Here is a 19,290-nt window from a genome sequence, read left to right on the forward strand (position 1 = left end):
TGATGCTGGACGACGGCGATCACTGCCGCGTTCGCTCGTAAGCCGGAGAGAAAATCTTTCCAAGCATCCTTGGGCACGCAGCTTTTCTGCTCGAGGCATGGCGATCGCATACCGATCTGCTCGAAGCTATGGCGACAACATACCGAGGCGGTAGCGTGGCCGGGGATTGGCGGAGAGCGGCACTCAGGATGTGCCGCAACGGCAAGTCAGGCAGGATGTCTGCCGAGCCGAAGAGCCGATCCCCGGCCGCGCTGTCGCCCCTTACCGGAGCCGCTGATTGGCGGTCAGGTGCTTTGGTCGTCGTACGAGCCGAAGGAAGGAACCGTACCCTCACCCCAACCCCTCTCCCGGGGGGAGAGGGGCTTAACGCCTTACCTCGTTCACGACTCCAACGCAGCGTTCGTAGGCAGTGCCTTCGGCACACCGCGCGCACGTCGCACCAGCGCTGCGGCGCCGCTGCTCATGTCATCGAGAATCGCGTAGATGGTGGGCAGGAACAGCAGGCTCACGATGGTCGAAAACGCCAACCCGCCCGCGATTGCGCGTGCCATCGGGAAGTACGGCGGGCCGTCGCTGAACATCGTGGTGCTGGTCAGCGAGATCGGCACCATTGCCAGGATTGCGGTGCCCATCGTCATCATGATCGGCCGCAAACGTTCGCGTGAGCCTTCGACCAATGCCTGCGTGCGCCCCATGCCGCGGCGGCGCAGATTGTTGATGTGCTCGATCATCACGATGCCGTTGTTCACGACCACGCCCATCAGCACCAGGATGCCGATGAAGGACATGATGCCGAACGAGGTGCCGGTGATCCAGAACAGCCAGAACACGCCGAAGATCGAAAACAGCACGCCGCTCATGATGGCTGCCGGGAACAGTAGCGATTCGAACACTGCCGCCATCACCACGTAGATCATCACCAGCGCGATCACCAGGTTGAACACCATCTGGCCCATCGCCTCGCCATCGTTCTGGTAGTCGCCGCCGTCGAAGGTATAGCTGTAACCCGCCGGGAAACTCATCGCCTTGAGCGGCTTCTCCATCGCCGCGCGCGCTTCGGGCATGGTGACTTTTTCGGCCAGATTGGCCTTGATGGTCAGCGTGGTCTGGCGGTTGGTGCGCCCGATCTGGGTGGCGGCCGGGCGAATCTGCACGTCCACCAGGCTCAGCAACGGCACGCCGCGACCATCCTTGGTGCGCACGGTGAAGCCGGCCAGGTCTTCGGGCTTGCTTTGCTCGGCGCCGGCAAAACGCACCCACACCGGCACTTCATTATCGCCACGGCGGAACTCGCGCAACGGCGTACCGCGCAGCGCCAGGCCCACGAAACTGGCCACCTGCTCGGCACTGAAACCGAACGCAGCGGCACGTTCGCGATCGACGCGGATTGCCAGTTCGCTGGTGCGGTCGCCGCTGTCCACGTGTACGTCGCGCAGTTCCTTGCGTTGCGCCAGCAGGGGAACGACCTCATCGGCCAGCGCCTTGAGCGCCTCGGTGGAGTCGCCGACCAACTGCACCTGTACGCCCTGGCTGCCGTTTCCACCATCGCCCTGATTGCCGATGCTGTAGTCGGCGCGCGCAGAGCGCGGCAGCTCCTTGCGAATTTTCTCCAGCAGCGGCGGCAGATCCTTCACCTTGCCCGCGTCGAAGGTCACCACCGTATTGCTGCCTTCCACCTCGCTGAACCACGAATAGATCTGGGTGATGTGGTACTTGGCGCGATTGGCTTCGAGGTAATTTTCCACATGGCCGATCTCTTCGCCCAGCTGCTCGCGGGTATAGGAGCCTTTCCACTGGTACTGGATGAAGGCCTCGTTACCTCCATCGCCGCCGAACATGTCGACCTTGGTCAGCTTCATCGGCACCAGGCTGATGGCGCTGACCAGGATGATGCCGGTCACGCTCCAGCCACGGTGCGCCAACGTCCATGCCAGCACCTTGGCGTAACGGCGCTGCAGCCGCGCGATCACACCGCGCTCGGACGTCACCATCGGCGGCGTCTTCATGCGTGCCGACAACATCGGAATCAGGCTGATCGCCACCAGCCACGACGCCAGCAACGACACCGAAATGGTGATCGCAATCTGTGCCATGAAAATGCTGATGTTGTTGGTTTCGCCGAATAAATTCGGCACGAACACGATGCAATGGCACAGGGTGCCGGCGCTGAGCGCGATCGCCACGCTGCGCGTGCCCAGCAAGGCCGCCAGCTGCGGCTGACCCGGCATGCGCTCGCGTTCCTGGTAGATGCTTTCCACCACCACCACCGCGTTGTCCACCAGCATGCCGACCGCCAGCAGCAAGCCCATCATGGTCAGGATATTGAGCGTGACCCCGACGAAGTACATGAAGCCCAAGGTGATCGCAAAGCAGATCGGGATCGCCAACGTCACCATCAACGTTGATGGCCAATGCCGCAGGAAGAAGAACAACACCGTGATCGAGAGCAACAGGCCCACCGCGCCAGCTTCGGCCAGCTCGGCCAGCGACGAGGTCACCGCCTTGCCCTGGTTGTCGATCACCTTGACCTGCACATCGCGCATCGCCGGCTGGGCGCGGATGTCTTCGACCTCTTTCAAGGCGGCCTTGGACACTTCCACCAGATTGGCGCTGCGCTCCTTGTAGACATCCAGACCGATCGCCGGGCGCCCATCCAGACGGCGCCCGTAATTCATACGCGTCGGCTTGAGCCGCACCTCGGCGATGTCGCCCAGCCGCACGCCTTTGGCATTGAGCACCAGCTCGCGTAATTCCTGCAGGTCGCGCAGTTCACCGATCGGCTGCACACGGATGCGCTGCCCGTTGTCGTCGATCTGGCCGGCAGACACCGAGAAATTGAGCTTGCTCAAGCGCTCGCTCAAGTCGTTGAGGCTGAGGTCGTGCGCGGTGAGCCGGTCGGGCGCAATCGCAATCTCGACCTCGTTCGGCGGTGCGCCGGAGATCTCCACCTTGGCCACGCCGGGAATACGCTCGATGCGCCGCTTGAACTCGCGGTCGAGCATGTCATAGGCGCCGGTCAGATCGGTCTGACTCGCCAGGCGCACCTTGAGCACCGGCTCGTCGCTGCTGGACCATTTGAAGACATGGAAACGCTGCAGATCCTCAGGAAAGTCGTCACGCACCGCGTCCAGCCGCTCGCGTGCATCGGAGGCGGCAATGGCGATATCGCGGTCCCAGTCGGAGAACTCGATGAAGATATTCGCGCCGTCGGCGGTGGCGGTCGAGCGCATGCGCTTAATGCCGGTCATGGTCGCCAGCGCTTCTTCGGCCGGCCGCACCAGGTTGCGTTCCACCTCGTCCGGCGTAGAGCCGGTGTACGGCAATTGCACGAACAGGAATGGCGCGGAAATATCCGGCAGCGCCTCCAATGGCAGCCGGAACGCCGCAATTAGGCCCACCACCACCAGCGACACGAAGCACATGACGGTGGTGACCGGGCGACGGATGCTGAAGGCGGCAACGCTCATAGCGCCTCCAGTCCGTCGGCATTGCCTGCCGCGTGCGCGCGTTGCCCGGCCATGCGCCGGCCGCGTTCCAGATAGTACGCGTCGGCGCGACGATCCAGCAGGTCGTATACCACCGGGATCACCAGCAAGGTCAGCAGGGTCGATACCAGCAAACCGCCGATCACGGTGATCGCCATCGGCGCCCGCACCTCAGCGCCCTCGCCCATCGCCACCGCCAGCGGCAGGAAGCCGAACAAGGTGCACAACGTGGTCATGATGATCGGCCGCAGGCGCGAGCGCGCCCCTTCGATCAATGCCTCGTGCTTGGGCACGCCGTCTTCGCGCAACTGGTTGACCTTGTCGATCAGGATGATCGCGTTCTTGGTCACCAGCCCCACCAGCAGGATCAAACCGATGAATACCACCACCGACACCGGCTTGCCGGTCATCAACAAGGCCAGCACCGCACCCACCATCGCCAGCGGAATGGTGAACAGGATGACGAACGGATGCAGCAGCGATTCGAACTGCGAGGCCATCACCAGATAGACCAGGAAGATGGCCAGCCCGAACGCGAACAGCAGCGACGTCACCGATTGCGCCAGCTCCTCGCCCTGCCCGCCGATATGCATGCCCACGCCTGCAGCGAGCGGGTCCTTGCGTACCATCGTCTCCACTTCGCGCACCGCGCCGCCCAGATCGATGTCCTTCAGGCTGGCCGACACGATCGCCACACGGGTCTGATCGGCGCGATGGATCTCGCTCGGCCCGGTGGTTGCCAGGACCTCGGCAACCGCCGCCAGACGCACCGGTCGGCTGCTGCCCGGGTTGACGATCAGCTGACGGATCGCATCCACGCTGGCGCGGTCGCTGTGCTGCGCACGCACCAGCACGTCGATCTTGCGATCGCGGAAGCTGTAGCGCGTGGCCACATCGCCGCGCACCTTCTTGACGATGACGTCGGCGATCTGCCGTGTGGTCAGCCCCAGCGCACCGGCACGCTCCTGATCGAAGCGGATCTGGATTTCCGGGAAACCCTCCTCGACAGTGGACTTCACGTCCGCATAGTGGCCATTGGCGCGCAGCATCTCGGCCAACTTCTGCCCGGCGCGTTCCAGCTCGCCCAGATCCTGGCCGCGCAGTTCCACTTCCAGCGGCGTCGAAAAACTGAACAACGCCGGCCGCGCGAAATCCACCTGCGCACCGGGGTGCCCGACCATACTGCTGCGCAACCGCTGCGTGGCCGCCGCTTCCACTTCCGGGCTGCCGCCGCCGGCCATCACCACGGTGAGCTTGCCGATGTTCTCGCCGCTTTCGGTGGGGTTGGCATCCAGCCGCGTGCCGCTGCCGCTGACGCCATACAGCGAGGCCACACCCGGGTCCTTGTCGTGCGCCAGCTGCAACTCGCGCACCAGCGCATCGGTCTGCGCCAGCGGTGTGCCGGAAGGCAGCTTCACCGTCATTTCGAAGCGGTCCTGCGCCAGCTGCGGGATCAGGTCCGCGCCCAGCAGCGGCACCAGCAGCACGGTGCCGATAAATGCTGCCGCCGCCAGCGCCAGCACCAACCCAGGGCGCCGCAGCGCCGCTGGCAACATCGCCAGGTAGCCACGCTCGGCGCGGACATATGGTGCCATCGCAAGATCGCTGGCCTTGCGCATCACCGGTCCCACTACCTTGCTCAGCCCGCGCCACAGCCTGACCACCGCCCACGCCGCACCGAAGAACGCATAGCGCACGCTCGCACCCGCGCCACGCCGCCCAGCCGCCACCGGCTTGAGCCAGCGCTGCTCGGGCTGCCATTGCGGGTGGCCGGGTTCATCCGGAAACGCCATCGGCGGCGCGCCCTTGAGCGAGCTCAGCATCGGGATCAGCGTCATCGACACCACCAGCGAGACCGCAATCGCGATTGCCACCGTCAATGCCTGATCGCGGAACAGCTGCCCGGCGATGCCTTCGACGAACACCAACGGCAGGAACACCGCAATCGTGGTCAGCGTGGACGCCATCACCGCCATGCTGACTTCACGGGTGCCGGCAATGGCCGCGTCCAACACGCTCAAGCCGCGCTCGCGCGCCTTGGCGATGCTCTCCAGCACCACGATCGAATCGTCCACCACCAGGCCAGTGGCCAAGGCCAGGCCGCCCAGCGACATTACATTGAGGCTCAGCCCCAGCTGTCCCATGAAGAAGAACGTGGTGATGATCGACACCGGCAGCGACAGGCTGATCACAAACGTGCTCCAGCCATCGCGCAGGAACAGGAAGATGATCAGGATCGCCAGCACGCCGCCGATCACCGCATCCTTCTTGACGTCGCTGATCGCGTGTTCGATGAAGTGCGACTGGTCCTCGATGGTGGTGATCTCCACATCGCCGGGCACGGTCGCCTTCAGTTGCTCCAGGCGCTTGCGCAGCGCTGCGGCAGTGGACACGGTATTGGCATCGCCTTCCTTGTAAATCGCCAGCTCCACTGCTTCCTTGCCGCCGAGGCGGATGATGGCCTCTCGCTCCTTGTAGCCCTGGCGCACCTGCGCCACGTCCTTCAGCCGCACCGGCATGCCGCCGGCGATGCTGCTGCTGGACGACGACGAGGTGCTCTGCACTTCGGCCGCCGCAGCCAGCGCCGCCTGCGAACCGGTGGACGCGGCGATGGCATACATCTGCTGCATCGCTGCATCGGCAGCGCTGCTACTGCTGCTCTGCGTGGTGACCAGCATGTTGCGGATCTCGTCCAGATCCACGAACTGGTTGACCGTGCGCACCAGATACCGCTGCGAGCCTTCTTCCAGCCGGCCGCCGGAAATGTTGACGTTTTCTTCCTTGAGCCGGGTGATCAGGTTGTCGATCGGCAAATTGAGCTGGGCGAGCTTCTGCTGATCGATATCCACCTGGATCTCGTCTTCCAGACCGCCACCGACCTTGACCGCGGCCACGCCGGCCACCGGTTCGAGCTTTTTCTTCAGGTCTTCATCGGCATAGCGGCGCAGCCCGGTGAGCTGGCGGATCGCATCGGCGTCCGAGGCCGGCGCCTGCTTGGGCGACAGCGCCAGGCGCATGATCGGCTCGGTAGAGGGATTGAAACGCAGCAGCACCGGCGGCTTGGTTTCCAGCGGCAGCGACAGCGCTTCCATCTTGTCGCGCACCTCCAGGCTGGCCTGGTCCATGTTGGTGCCCCAGGCAAACTCCAGCACCACATCGCTCTGCCCGGTACGCGAGATCGACGTGAGCTTGCGCAGGTTCTTGACCACGCCGACGGCTTCTTCCACCGGCTCGGTCACCAAGGTTTCGATTTCTGCCGGTGCCGCACCGGTGTATTCGGTGCGCACGGTGAGCGTGGGATAGCTCAGGTCGGGCAGCAGGTTGACCTTGAGGCTGCGCAGCGCGATCAGGCCGAACAGCAGCATGGTCACGGTGATCATCGCGATGGTCACCCGTCGCCGCGTGGCGAAGGCGACCAGCCCGCCTCCAGGCGATGGTGCATGCGGGTCGTGCACGGGGCCGTGCGGGTTGCCGTGCTCACTCATGCGTGCGTCTCGTCATGCGCGGGTACCGAGGCCTTGGCCGCTACCGGCTTGCGATCGGGCTGGCCGATCACCTGCACAGCGGTGCCGTCGCGCAGCGCCACCTTGCCGGCTGTCACCACCTGGTCGCCTTCCTTCAGGCCCTGGCGGACCTCCAGCCACGGTCCTTCCGCATAGCCCAGCTTCACCGGCACCCGGCTGGCCTTGCCATCGCGCACCACGAACACGGCCGGCTCGCCATCGTCCAGCAAGGCCAGGCGCGGAATCACCAGGGCATCCTTGCGCTGGTCGTAATCGATGCGGATGCGCCCGAACATGCCCGGCTGCAGCGACTCGGCGCCCTTACCGAAAGCGCACACCACCCGGAACGTGCCGCTGCCCGAATCCACCACCGGCGCAATCCGGTCCACCTTGCCCACGAACTGCTGGCCGGGCAACGCATCGGCCAGCAAGGTCACCGGCTGTCCGGATTTGAGTGTCGCCAGTTCACGCTCGGGAACGTTGAGCGTGGCCTCCAGCTGCGAGTCGTCGACGATGCGGAAGATCGGCGTGTTGATCTGCACGAAGTTGCCGGTCTTGATCGAGCGCGAGGCGATCACGCCGGAAATCGGCGCCTGCACCGTAGAGTAGGACAGCTCCAGCGACGCCAGCCGATGCTGCGCACGGCTGTTTTCCACGTCGAACTTGAGCTGGTCGACATCGGCTGCGCTCACCAGCTGCTGCCCCACTAGTTGTGTCGCACGGCGGTAGCTGTTTTCCAGCTTGCGCAACTGCGCTTCGCTCTGCGCCACGGCCAGGTGCGCACGGTCCGGGTCCAGCCGCACCAGCGCCTGTCCGGCCGAGACCTTCTGGCCTTCTTCCACCATCACCGCCAGTGCCACGCCGGAGGTCTTGGCCACCACTTGCGCTTCCGCACGCGGCTCCAGTGCAGCGGTACCGGTATAGCTGGCGGCCACTGCGCGGCGCGCGGCCTTGGCCGTTTCCACCGGCACGGCGTCCACGGCCTTCTTTTCTTCTGCTGCCTTGGCCTCGCCATCGCCGGCCTTGCAACCTCCCAACAACAGGCTGGTGGTGATCAACAGCGCCGCGGCGCAGGTTCCGCTGCGGCGGGGCAAGAGGGAGAGTGGCGACATCGTCGTGTCCTAGTGGATGCGTGAACAGGTGTTGTAGGCAAGTAAACCACCCAGATACGCATGTCGCCAATGCGCCAAAGGTCATGGTCTGTTCAACTTCGCGTATTCACCCCGTTTGCGCCACGCCAATTCGCAGGCATACTCGGTCCGGTTCCGGCACGCCCCCACGTGCGGACGCTCAATCAGTCTTCCGGATACGAAACCATGCGCCCGCAGCCGCTCGCCGCTTGTCTCGCTCTGGTCGTCTTCCTGCCGTTTGGGGGCGCATCAGCGACACCGTCAGTCACGCCGGCAACACCGGCCACGCCGACGCCTGCCACTACGGCAGCACCCGCCACTGCCGCAGCGGCGCCCGCCGCCCCGACCGGCAATCCAGCTAATGGCCGCCTGCTCGCCTATACCTGCCAGGGCTGTCACGGCGTGACCGGCTACAAGAACGCCTACCCCAGTTATCGCGTTCCCAAGATCGGGGGCCAGTCCAGCCAGTATCTGACCCAGGCGCTGACCGAATACCGCCAGGGCAAGCGCAAGCATCCGACCATGCAGGCGCAGGCGCAGAGTTTCTCCGAGCAGGACATCGCCGACATCTCCGCCTTCCTGTCCACTCTCAAATAAGCGCCCACATGCCGAACGCCCTGCACGCTCCGCGTCTAGCCATCGTCCTGGTCGCTGCCCTTACGTTGGCGGCCTGCTCCCAATCCCAGGTCGAATCTCCCGATCATTCCGCCGGCGATGCCGGTCATGCCAGCGGCGAACACGGTTCCAGCTCCTCGGCCGGGTTGCCCACCGGCCGTGCAGAGGCCGGCGACAAGCTTGCGCATGCCAAGGGCAAGGCCACCGGCCAGAGTTGCGTGGACTGCCACGGCGCAGACGGCAATGCACCGATCGACCCCAGCTATCCCAAGCTCGGTGGGCAGTACGGCGACTATCTTGCGCATGCGCTGCAGGCCTATCGCAGCGGTGATCGCCAGCACCCGTTGATGACTGCGCAGGCCACTGCGCTCAGCGATCAGGATATTGCCGATCTCGCCGCCTACTTCGGTGCGCGGCAGACGCAGCTGCGCGACCTGCATGGCGTCAAATAACGCGCATGCTCGATGCGGGCGCGTGCGCTGTCTCAATCGGAATGAAAAAGCGCTTGCGCGAAAATTAACAGGCCGCTATCATTTCGTTCTCAGTTTCGTGGGGCCATAGCTCAGCTGGGAGAGCGCCTGCATGGCATGCAGGAGGTCGGCGGTTCGATCCCGCCTGGCTCCACCATCTCAGACATTAGGCCGTCTGAAATGACAACTCGGGTTTTGATCTGCGTCCCCATCGTCTAGAGGCCTAGGACACCACCCTTTCACGGTGGACACCGGGGTTCGAATCCCCGTGGGGACGCCAATCATCCAAAGCCCCGGCACCGCTGGGGCTTTTTCATGCGTCGAAAAAGTTTCTCCCGCCCGCAAAGAAGCGCGCGCATCAATGCGTGAAGACAACCCGGCTGGCTCGCCTCATCAAGGCGCAAGATCAACGGTCGCCAGGCAGCACGTCACCGACATCACTACCAAGCGCCCGGCGTCCGCAGCGCACCGCGCTTGCAACGACGCCATCGATCGAAGCAGCTTTGCATCGGATCTCCCCCCCCCCTGTGCTGCGAGCGAGATGGCACGCAACACCATCGCGATAGCACAGACGCAGATTGCACCGACCTGCAGCAAGGCCGACGGCGCAGCGATGACAGCCCGCCACCGATGCACAGCTGCGATGGCCTCGCATGTGACTACCGTGACGATGCGATCGGCGCGCCGAGGCAAGGCGAGCGAAAAACGCACACTCATGAGCACCGGTTGCACCGCAGCCGCGTCCACAGCAAATTTTTTTCGAAGACCACTTCCCAAAGACGATTTAGGTCGCTATGATTGCCGGCTCGCAGCAACGCGGGGCCATAGCTCAGCTGGGAGAGCGCCTGCATGGCATGCAGGAGGTCGGCGGTTCGATCCCGCCTGGCTCCACCACTTCAGACATTAGGCCGTCTGGATTGGACAACGAGGTTTTGATACGCGTCCCCATCGTCTAGAGGCCTAGGACACCACCCTTTCACGGTGGACACCGGGGTTCGAATCCCCGTGGGGACGCCAATCATCTTGAAGCCCCGGCACTGCCGGGGCTTTTTTATCCACGCCTCTCAAGCATCCTGCTTGGGCGTTGCAGTTGTCGCGCAAAGCACATGCATCGAATGCATGGCGTGTCGGCAAGCCCGATCGCAGGCAGCTGCGGTCGGGCATGCAAGCCACCTGCGTAGACGGCCTAAGTCGTTACGCGTGTCCGTCATCCAGCGCCTTGCGACCTTCGTGCGTCAGGTCGATATCGCCATCCTCGGCCTGTGCGGCATAGCCGGCGCGCACTGCCCAATTGGCCTGTTCGTCCGTTACAGGTTGAGTGTCGTGGATAGCACGCAGAATGCGCAGTTGCCGCGAAGCATCGAAGTCCATGGTGAGCACCGGCTTGAAGGAAGACCATCAAGGTACGCACCGGCCGTGATGACTGCGTGCCTGCAGCGTCGTCCGACACACGCGCGACCTGGATACGCAAGCGCTGCTGCTGTGGTTGCGTCCTGATACTCAAGCAATGCGTTGGCCGCGCCTGCTGCGTCATCTGCGCATGCGCAGCCCCCCCTACGAGATCGAGCGCGTGACACGCGCCGGAGAGCAAAGCGCAATCAAAGCAAAAAGCCCCTCCGGTGGTGCCGGAAGGGCTTTCGCTGGTACAGCTGTCTCTGGTGCCGAAGGTGGGACTCGAACCCACACGCTTTTAAGGGCGGCGGATTTTGAGTCCGCTGCGTCTACCGATTCCGCCACTTCGGCGTGGCCGTGCAGTATAGCCGCTCGCGAATGAAACGAACAGTGTTGTTATGCGCCTGACGAATTCAGGTGCAAGCGGCGTCGGCAGCGCTGCGGCTGGGCGGGCTCGATATACTGGCCGACTCGGTGAAGGAGTAAGTAATGTCGGTGTTGCGTGGAGTTCGGGTACTCGTGGTCGAAAACGATGACATGAATGCCATCCTGCTCGAATTGCAGCTCTCCCACATTGGTGCGGCTGTGGTCGGGCCGGTCGGGCAAGTGCAGGATGCGCTGCAGCTGATCCAGGCCGATGCGCCGGACATTGCGGTGCTGGACTATCGCCTTGGCAACGGGGAGACCAGCGAACCGGTGGCGCGCCTGCTGGCCGAGCGTGGCATCCCGTTCGTCCTGGCCACAGGTGTGGCCACTGGCAGCATCCCGGCCGGCTTCGAACGCGGCGTGATCCTGACCAAGCCGTATCTGTCCGAAGAACTGATCAACGCCTTGTCGCGCGCGCGGCAGTTGAGCGGCGCCGACAGTTGAGCTCGCGGGCCGGGGCCCTGCTGCCGCCCTGCCGGGAAGGCCGCTGCGGTTGCCAGCGGATGCGTTGTCACTAGAATCAGGCATCGCAAAACCACGGGCGGGTTGCTGGATGGATAGTGCCGTGTCGCCGTTTGCGGGCCTGTTACCGGAGATCAGCGAAACTGCAAGCTTGCTGCTGGCGTCCACCTGTGCCAGCGATCCGCTGTTGCGCGGCAGTGCGGCGTTGCGCACCACGCTGTCGGTCTGCCTGCATGCACGCCATCCGATGTTGCTGACCTGGGGCGATCACGCGTGCTGTATCTACAACGATGCCTGCATTGCCAGCCTGGGCGCGCGCCATCCGGCTGCGTTCGGAAAGCCGCTCAGCGCGCTGACAACCAACGACCTGCCAGGCGGTGCGCCTGGCGGTGTGCAGCGATCGACATGGTCGAGCAGCCCGGTACTGGAGGACGGCCGGCAGGTCGGCACGCTGTATGTGGCCAGCGGGTCTGTCGCCGATAGCGAACTCCCCCGCTGCACCGCTGCGGCGCCAGCAGCAGCATCGGCGCTCGACCAATCGCCGGCGTTCATGGCGGTGCTGCGTGGGCCGGACTACGTCATCGAAAGCGTCAATCAACGTTTCCACGACCTTGTCGGCGAGCGACCGTTGCTGGGCCGGGCACTACTGGATGCCATGCCGGAAATTGCCGACCAGGGCTATCTCGGCCTGCTCGACGAGGTGCGCCGCAGCGGGCGGCCTTTCATCGGCGAGTCGATGACCGCCTATCTGCAGCGCTCACCCGGCAGCGCGCTGGATGAAACCTTCGTCGACTTCCTCTATCAACCGATGCGCGACAGCGACGGCCGGATCGATGCGATCCTGGGGAATGGCTTTGATGTCACCGCGCAGCGGCGCAACGAGAGCCGCGACAGCTTCCTGCTGATGCTCGAAGACGCCTTGCAGAATGTCTCCGAGCCGCGCCAGATCATCGATACCAGCGTACGTCTGTTGGGCGAGCATCTGCAGGCCAACCGGTGCGCCTTCGGGCTGGCCGCCGCCGACGGCAGCACCATGCATGTCATCAGCGACCATGTGCAGGACATGCCCAGCCTGCAAGGCGACTTCCCGCTGGAAGCGGCGCAAGGCCTGCGCGATGCGCTGCTGGACAATCGCCCGTGGTTCACCACCGATGCAAGGGCGCCAGGCGCGCCGGATTACGTGGCCGAGCAGTACCGCCGCTCGGGCCTGCGCGCATCGCTGGCGATTCCGCTGCACAAGCACGGCCATCTGGTGGCGGCCATCGGCGTGCACCAGCGCGCACCGCGGCGCTGGCTGTCCACCGAGATCGAGCTGGTGCGGCTGGTGGCGGCTCGCTGCTGGGAGTCGATGCAACGGGCAAAGGCGCAACAGCAGTTGGCCGCCAACGAAGCGCGCCTGCGGCGCCTGGCCGATACGCTGCCGCAGATCGTCTTCATGGCCGGCGCGGATGGCCGGCCACACTATTTCAACCGGCGCTGGTACGAATACACCGGCCTGGACCCGGCCGACAACCAGGACGCGGCCTGGCAGCGCGCCCATACCGATGCGGGATTGCAGTTGTCGGGCGAAGCCTGGGCCACGGCCTTGCTGCGTGAGCACGCTTACGAGCTGGAATGCGAGCTGCTGCGTCACGACGGGCAGGCGCGCTGGCATCTGACCCGCGCGCTGCCGGTGCGCGGCGAGGATGGCGGCATTGCCGAGTGGATCGGCACCTATACCGATATCCATGATCGCCGCATGTTCGAGCACCAACTGCGCGAGAGCGAAATCCGCTTCCGCGCGCTGTGCGAGACGGTGCCGGCGATGATCTGGATGGCCGATGCGCACGGCGCCTGCGTGTACTGGAATCCACGCTGGTACCACTTCACCGGCCAGGGCGAGGACCAGGCGCTGGACCAGGGCTGGTGGAACGTGATGCACCCGGACGATGCCGGGCGCGTACGGCTGGCCTTCGAACAGGCGCTGGAGCGGCGTGGCGAATTCCTGGCCGAATACCGCGTGCGCCGCCACGACGGCCAGTACCGCTGGTGTATCGACACCGCCTCGCCGCATTTCGCCAGCGATGGGCGCTTTCTCGGGCATATCGGCTCGCTCACCGACATCTCCGAACGCAAGCACATCGAAGATACCACTGCCTCCGACCGCGCGATCCTGAGCCTGATCACCACCGGCGCACCGCTGCCGGTGGTGCTGGACGCGATTGCACTGAGCGTGGAAGCGCGCGGGGAGATTCCCCTGTACTGCTCGGTGATGGTGCTGGATGCGATTCGCCATACCCTGAGCTTCGGGTCGACGCCGCATTTTCCGCTGGAGCATCACGGCCAGTTCGAGCCGGTGCCGATCACATCGGACGGCCCACCCTGCGCACGCGCCGCGCATATCGGGCAGCAAATCATCTGCACCGACATCCAGGCCGAGCCGAGCTTCAGTCGTCATCATGCGGTATCGGCGGCACTGGGCATCGTGGCGTGCTGCGTGACGCCGATCCTGGCCAGCACTGGCCAGGTGCTGGGCACGCTCAACATCTATTACGACCGCATCCACCTGCCCTCGCTGCGCGAACAGGCGATGGCCCGCTCCGCATCGCATCTGGCCGGGATCGTGATCGAGCGGACCCGCGTCGATGCCAAGCTCAAGCTATCGCTGCAGGCGGAAACCGCCGCGCGCAACCAGGCCGAGCATGCCAGCCGGGTCAAGGATGAATTCCTGGCCACGCTCAGCCACGAATTGCGTACGCCACTCAATGCCATCCTGGGTTGGTCGCGGCTGATGCAGTCGCCGACCTTCGAGCCGGACACGCTGGGCAAGGGCCTGGTGATCATCGAGCGTAGCGCGCGTGCGCAGACGCAGATCATCGACGACCTGCTGGACATGAGCGCCATCCTGTCCGGCAAGATCCGCCTGCAGGCCGACCACTTCGACATCGCCGGCCTGGCCCGCAGCGCGGTGGACTTGATGCAGCCGGCTGCGCTGGCCCGCACCATCGCGCTGGAACTGGATGCGCCCATCGGCAGCGAGCTCTGGTTCTTCGGCGATGCCGGACGCCTGCAGCAGGTGCTGACCAATCTGCTCAGCAACGCACTCAAGTTCACTGCCCCGGGCGGCGCTGTGCGGGTGGGTCTGGATGTGGAAGATGGACGCCTGCGGCTCTGCGTGCAGGACACCGGCATCGGTATCGCAGCGGAGTTCCTGCCGCATGTGTTCGACCGGTTCCGGCAGGCCGATGCCGGCACGACGCGCCGCGTTGGCGGCCTGGGGCTGGGCCTGTCGATCTCGCGCCAGCTGGTGGACCTGCACGGCGGCAGCCTGGGCGCGTCCAGCGCTGGCGAGGGCCGCGGATCGCTGTTCACCATCGTGCTGCCGTTTCAGCATGGCGTCAGCGGCCTGCGCCCGCCATCGGCCGACCCGGATCGGGTGGGCCCGCTCCCGGCCGACTGCCGCGGGCGCCTGGACCATGTGCGCGTGCTGCTGGTCGACGACGATCAGGATTCGCGCGAGGCGGTGATGCAGTTCCTGATGCTGGCCGGTGCGCAGGTACAGGCCGCCGGCTCGGTGGATGCGGCCGAGCAGTGCCTGGCCGAGGCTCCCTTCGACGTGCTGGTCAGCGACATCGCGATGCCGGTGCGCGATGGCTACGACCTGATCCGCACCGTGCGTGCCGGTGGCGGCGAGCTGCCGCGGCATATCCCGGCGATCGCGCTGACGGCCTACGTGCGCGAGGAAGACCGCGATCGCGCGGTGGTGGCCGGCTTCGATGCGCACATGGGCAAACCGGTGGAGCCGCCCGGCCTGGTCGACCTGATCGAACGCCTGGTGGTACCGACGCGCGCGGTGCAGGGAGCGGCGTGAGACCGCCCGACAGCGGCTGCTAAAAAAAGGAGCAGGAGGAATGCCAACGACCCGCTCGCACATGCAGAATTTCTTGCAGAAGCGCACGGTCCGATATTCCGGCACGCGTCAAATGCCGCCCGACTGCATTCCAGGCTGCATCTGCACAACGCGGTTTGAGTCGCAGCGTCGCCTGCTGGATGCAGTCAAACGCTCAGGTGGTCGAGGGCGCGGCGCCCTCATCGCTTGCGGGATACGCTGTGAATCCCTCCATGGAGGCTCCGTGGCGGCATCCATGCCGCCACAGGGTCCCGCAAGCGACGAGGACACCGCACCAGCGAGTTGGCTGGTTGCGTTATTGAAAGCCATGCGCAGTGAATATCTCGACTGGTCATTGCCCGCCCACCGCGCGAGACCCTGAACGGTATGGATCCCGCATAAGCGCCTACAAGGACGTCCTTGCGGCGCGTGCCGCAATGGTGGGGGGCAAGGGCTCTGCGGTCACGTTGCAGATCAGCTGCTCTACACCTGATCTGCAACATTGCTGCCCAATCACTTCAGGCCAGTCGCCACGCAAGGCAGCATGACTCAGCTGCGCTTGGCGCGGGCGAATGCGGCAGCCAGTGCGTTATCGGCCGGGGGAGCGGTGATGCGCGGCTTGCTGTTGCCCTGCGCCGGTCCACGTCCACCACCACCGTCGCGACGGCCCTGCCCCGGCCCGCCATGGCCACGCGCATCGTGCGAGGGCGCCGCGCCCTCGGCCGCTGGCGGCGTGTCGGACAGGCGGCAGGTCAGTGCGATGCGCTTGCGCGCCACATCCACCTCCAGCACCTTCACCTTGACGATGTCGCCGGCCTTGACCACATCGCGCGGATCCTTGACGAAGGTCTCCGACAGTGCGGAGATGTGCACCAGGCCATCCTGATGCACGCCGATATCGACGAAGGCGCCGAACGCAGCGACGTTGCTGACCACGCCTTCCAGAATCATGCCCGGCTTGAGGTGCTTGATGTCTTCAATGCCCTCGGCGAACTGCGCGGCCCTGAACTCCGGGCGCGGGTCGCGGCCGGGCTTTTCCAGCTCCTTGAGGATATCGCGCACGGTTGGCACACCGAACTGTTCGTCGGTGAACAGCTCCGCCTTGAGTCCGCGCAGGAAGCTGCCATCGCCCAGCAAGGCCTTGATCGGCTTGCCGGTGTTGGCCACGATGCGCTCGACCACCGGATACGCTTCCGGGTGCACGGCCGAGACATCCAGCGGCTCGTCGCCATCGGCGATGCGCAGGAAGCCGGCGCATTGTTCGAAGGTCTTGTCGCCCAGGCGCGGCACCTTGAGCAGGTCCTTGCGGCGTTTGAACGGGCCGTTGTCGTCGCGATGGCGCACGATGTTTTCGGCCACCGTGCTGGACAGCCCGGACACGCGCGACAGCAGCGCGGCCGAGGCGGTGTTGACGTACACGCCCACCGCGTTGACGCAGTCTTCCACGCGCGCCTCCAGCGCCTTGGCCAGGCGATACTGGTCCACGTCGTGCTGGTACTGGCCCACGCCGATCGCCTTGGGCTCGATCTTGACCAGTTCGGCCAGCGGGTCCTGCAGGCGCCGGGCGATCGACACCGCGCCGCGCAGCGACACATCCAGCTCCGGGAATTCCTTGGCGGCGAACTCGGATGCCGAATACACCGACGCGCCCGCTTCGCTGACCACGATCTTCTGCAGCTTGGCGCCTTCGCACAGGGCAATCGCTTCGCCGGCCAGCTTGTCGGTCTCGCGGCTGGCGGTGCCGTTGCCGATCGCAATCAACTCCACGTTGTGCTGCATGCACAACTTCCTGATGGTCTGCAGCGACTGATCCCACTGCCGCTTGGGCTCATGCGGATAAATCGTCTCGGTGGCCACCAGCTTGCCGGTGGCATCGACCACGGCGATCTTGCAGCCGGTGCGGATGCCCGGGTCCAGGCCCAGCACCACGCGCGGTCCGGCCGGGGCGGCCAGCATCAGGTCCTTGAGGTTGTCGCCGAACACGGCGATCGCCTCGGCCTCGGCCTTTTCGCGCGCCTGGTTGAACAGGTCCAGCAGCAGGTGCATGTGCAGCTTGGCGCGCCAGGTCAGCCGGCAGGCGTCCAGCAACCAACGATCGGCCGGACGGCCGTCGTTGGAAATACCGGCATTGCGCGCCACCCGGCCTTCGGCGTACTGGTGCCCCGCCTCGGCGTCGGTGCCCGGGTCCAGGTCAAGATGCAGGAACTCTTCGCGCCGCGCGCGGAACAATGCCAGCAGGCGGTGCGAGGGGATCTTCGCCAGCGACTCGGCATGGTCGAAGTAATCGCGGTACTTGGCACCGGCCGCTTCCTTGCCCTCGACAACGCGCGCGCGGATGACGCCGTTGTCGTTCAACCAGTTGCGCAGCTCGCCAACCAGTGCGGCGTCTTCGCCCCAGCGCTCCATCAGGATGGCGCGGGCGCCTTCCAGCGCGGCCTTGCTATCGGCCACGCCCTTCTCGGCGTCGATGAAGGCTGCCGCAGCCACCTCGGGGGCCTGGGTCGGATCGGCCAGCAACCCGTCGGCCAGCGGTTCCAGCCCGGCTTCGCGTGCGATCTGCGCACGGGTGCGGCGCTTGGGCTTGTAAGGCAGGTAGAGGTCTTCCAGCCGCGACTTGGTATCGGCTGCGGCAATCTCGTTGCGCAGTTCGTCGCTGAGCTTGCCCTGTTCGTCGATGCTGGACAGGATGGCGGCGCGACGGTCTTCCAGCTCGCGCAGATAGGTCAGGCGCGTTTCCAGGTTACGCAACTGCGTGTCGTCCAGGCCGCCAGTGACTTCCTTGCGGTAGCGGGCGATGAACGGAACGCTGGCACCTTCGTCCAGCAGGGCGATGGCGGCGCGCGCCTGGGCGGGCTGGGCACCGATCTCATCGGCGATGGTGCGAGCAATCTGCTGGGCAAGCTGGCTATCGTGCATGACGGGGCGGCGTGAACCGCTTCACTGAAAAAAAAGCATTTTCGCAGCGCGCGCCCACAACGCAAACCCGTTGACAGCGCTGCGGTAAACCAGTGCCGCCGCGCTCAGCTGGCGCGGTGGGCGTAATGGCTGGCGGCGCGTTCGACCAGGATGCTCTCGTGCAGCGATTCCAGCGCCATCACCCGCACCTTGCCCATGTCCTTCAGGGGCACCATGCGCTCCACATACACTTCCGGGCCAGCATCGGTCATCGCACGCGACTTGCTGAACCCGTAAGGCACAACGCCTTTGTCGCCATCTTTGCTGCCACCGACGTACAGGACAATCGACATACCACACCTTCTTTGTTGCAGTTGCTGCATTAGGGACGCGAGCATACCCAGCGCGTCGTGAGGAGCTTTTCCACGCACGTTAACGCCGGCTGTTTGCGGTTTGGTGACGGCGCCAACGTCGGCCTCGCCTCACCGCCGCTTCACCATGCGTGGCCGTCCGGGTCCCTCACCCCTGTTCCCATCGCCCCGCCCGATAGGCAGCTACCGCCGGAATGGCTGAACCGCTGTAGGCGGCTCAACACCGCACGCAAGGCCACCACGGCCACCAGCCGTAGCCGTGCAACGCGTAGGCATCGGCTGCCCGCTCCAGCGGGTTGCGCACGTGGATGCCGCCACACAGCAGATACACCGGCAAAAACAGCGGACCAAGCAGCATGTACTGATAGACGTGGGCGCGCTCGTGATCACCCAGGCGTACCGGCGGATGCGTGCAGCGGCCGGCCGCATGTGCGTAGGTAGCGCATCGCAGGTCCAGCGACTGGCCCTTGATCAGGATCACGTTGCCGAATGTCATCGCCCCACCCGGCCCCCACGGCCAGGCATCGAAGACGACGGCCAGCTCCTGCCGGGACCAGCGCGGGCGTGCGCCAACGCAGCTTCCAAGCGCACCGATCGCCAGGCCCAGCGCGGTATTGGGCAGCGTCCACAGCGCGCCCAGGGCCAGCAGCGCAGCCGACCCATGCCGCAACCG

11 protein-coding genes and 5 tRNA genes are annotated in these 19,290 nt (G+C 65.2%); 8 read left to right on the plus strand and 8 right to left on the minus strand.

Annotated elements, in window-relative coordinates; genetic code table 11:
- Positions 1–380: 380 nt before the first annotated feature.
- From XCSCFBP4642_RS0111805 to XCSCFBP4642_RS0111815, 3 genes are read right to left on the minus strand one after another with little or no spacing between them, the layout of a single operon-like run.
- Positions 381–3,467: an efflux RND transporter permease subunit gene (locus XCSCFBP4642_RS0111805; RefSeq protein WP_029219964.1), complete on the minus strand. Its 3,087-nt coding sequence runs from the start codon at positions 3,465–3,467 to the stop codon at positions 381–383.
- The gene (locus XCSCFBP4642_RS0111810) at positions 3,464–6,970 is read right to left on the minus strand and encodes an efflux RND transporter permease subunit (protein WP_029219965.1); all 3,507 of its coding nucleotides are present in this window, start codon (positions 6,968–6,970) and stop codon (positions 3,464–3,466) included. The genes XCSCFBP4642_RS0111805 and XCSCFBP4642_RS0111810 overlap by 4 nt, the downstream gene beginning before the upstream one ends.
- Positions 6,967–8,100, minus strand: coding sequence for an efflux RND transporter periplasmic adaptor subunit (locus tag XCSCFBP4642_RS0111815; protein WP_029219966.1), 1,134 nt, complete (start codon positions 8,098–8,100; stop codon positions 6,967–6,969). Before XCSCFBP4642_RS0111815 ends, XCSCFBP4642_RS0111810 begins: the two co-directional genes overlap by 4 nt.
- Positions 8,101–8,304: 204 nt before the next feature.
- On the opposite strand from XCSCFBP4642_RS0111815, the gene XCSCFBP4642_RS0111820 reads away from it, so the two are divergent.
- The 6 genes from XCSCFBP4642_RS0111820 to XCSCFBP4642_RS0111850 all read left to right on the plus strand — a co-directional run bounded on the left by XCSCFBP4642_RS0111820 (position 8,305) and on the right by XCSCFBP4642_RS0111850 (position 10,220).
- The gene (locus tag XCSCFBP4642_RS0111820) at positions 8,305–8,715 is read left to right on the plus strand and encodes a c-type cytochrome (RefSeq protein ID WP_029219967.1); all 411 of its coding nucleotides are present in this window, start codon (positions 8,305–8,307) and stop codon (positions 8,713–8,715) included.
- 8 nt (positions 8,716–8,723) lie between these two features.
- Positions 8,724–9,185: a c-type cytochrome gene (locus XCSCFBP4642_RS0111825; RefSeq protein ID WP_029219968.1), complete on the plus strand. Its 462-nt coding sequence runs from the start codon at positions 8,724–8,726 to the stop codon at positions 9,183–9,185.
- 99 nt (positions 9,186–9,284) lie between these two features.
- Positions 9,285–9,360 (plus strand) — tRNA-Ala (locus tag XCSCFBP4642_RS0111830).
- A gap of 47 nt (positions 9,361–9,407) precedes the next feature.
- Positions 9,408–9,483, plus strand: a tRNA-Glu gene (locus XCSCFBP4642_RS0111835).
- A 538-nt stretch (positions 9,484–10,021) separates the two neighbouring features.
- Positions 10,022–10,097, plus strand: a tRNA-Ala gene (locus tag XCSCFBP4642_RS0111845).
- A 47-nt stretch (positions 10,098–10,144) separates the two neighbouring features.
- Positions 10,145–10,220 (plus strand) — tRNA-Glu (locus tag XCSCFBP4642_RS0111850).
- A gap of 177 nt (positions 10,221–10,397) precedes the next feature.
- Here XCSCFBP4642_RS0111850 and XCSCFBP4642_RS29425 read toward each other — a convergent pair.
- A complete protein-coding gene (locus tag XCSCFBP4642_RS29425) occupies positions 10,398–10,574 on the minus strand; it encodes a hypothetical protein (protein ID WP_084624497.1) in 177 nt (58 codons plus the stop codon).
- A gap of 285 nt (positions 10,575–10,859) precedes the next feature.
- A tRNA-Leu gene (locus tag XCSCFBP4642_RS0111860) sits at positions 10,860–10,946 on the minus strand.
- Positions 10,947–11,084: 138 nt separating this feature from the next.
- Between XCSCFBP4642_RS0111860 and XCSCFBP4642_RS0111865 the strand changes: the two genes are divergently transcribed.
- Both XCSCFBP4642_RS0111865 and XCSCFBP4642_RS0111870 read left to right on the plus strand, forming a co-directional pair.
- Positions 11,085–11,465: a response regulator gene (locus tag XCSCFBP4642_RS0111865; RefSeq protein ID WP_029219970.1), complete on the plus strand. Its 381-nt coding sequence runs from the start codon at positions 11,085–11,087 to the stop codon at positions 11,463–11,465.
- Between the two features lie 109 nt (positions 11,466–11,574).
- Positions 11,575–15,333 carry a PAS domain S-box protein gene (locus tag XCSCFBP4642_RS0111870; protein WP_029219971.1) on the plus strand — a complete coding sequence of 1,253 codons (3,759 nt, stop codon included), beginning with the start codon at positions 11,575–11,577 and terminating at the stop codon, positions 15,331–15,333.
- A 567-nt stretch (positions 15,334–15,900) separates the two neighbouring features.
- Here XCSCFBP4642_RS0111870 and XCSCFBP4642_RS0111875 read toward each other — a convergent pair.
- The 3 genes from XCSCFBP4642_RS0111875 to XCSCFBP4642_RS0111885 form a co-directional block, all read right to left on the minus strand.
- Positions 15,901–18,267, minus strand: a complete 2,367-nt coding sequence (locus XCSCFBP4642_RS0111875) for a Tex family protein (protein WP_029219972.1) — start codon at positions 18,265–18,267, stop codon at positions 15,901–15,903.
- Positions 18,268–18,371: 104 nt separating this feature from the next.
- Positions 18,372–18,599, minus strand: a complete 228-nt coding sequence (locus tag XCSCFBP4642_RS0111880) for a hypothetical protein (protein ID WP_029219973.1) — start codon at positions 18,597–18,599, stop codon at positions 18,372–18,374.
- A 235-nt stretch (positions 18,600–18,834) separates the two neighbouring features.
- The gene (locus tag XCSCFBP4642_RS0111885) at positions 18,835–19,287 is read right to left on the minus strand and encodes a hypothetical protein (RefSeq protein ID WP_200859762.1); all 453 of its coding nucleotides are present in this window, start codon (positions 19,285–19,287) and stop codon (positions 18,835–18,837) included.
- Between the last annotated feature and the right edge of the window lie 3 nt (positions 19,288–19,290).

It is taken from the genome of Xanthomonas cassavae CFBP 4642 (genome assembly GCF_000454545.1).
GTDB classification, from domain to species: Bacteria; Pseudomonadota; Gammaproteobacteria; order Xanthomonadales; family Xanthomonadaceae; genus Xanthomonas; species Xanthomonas cassavae.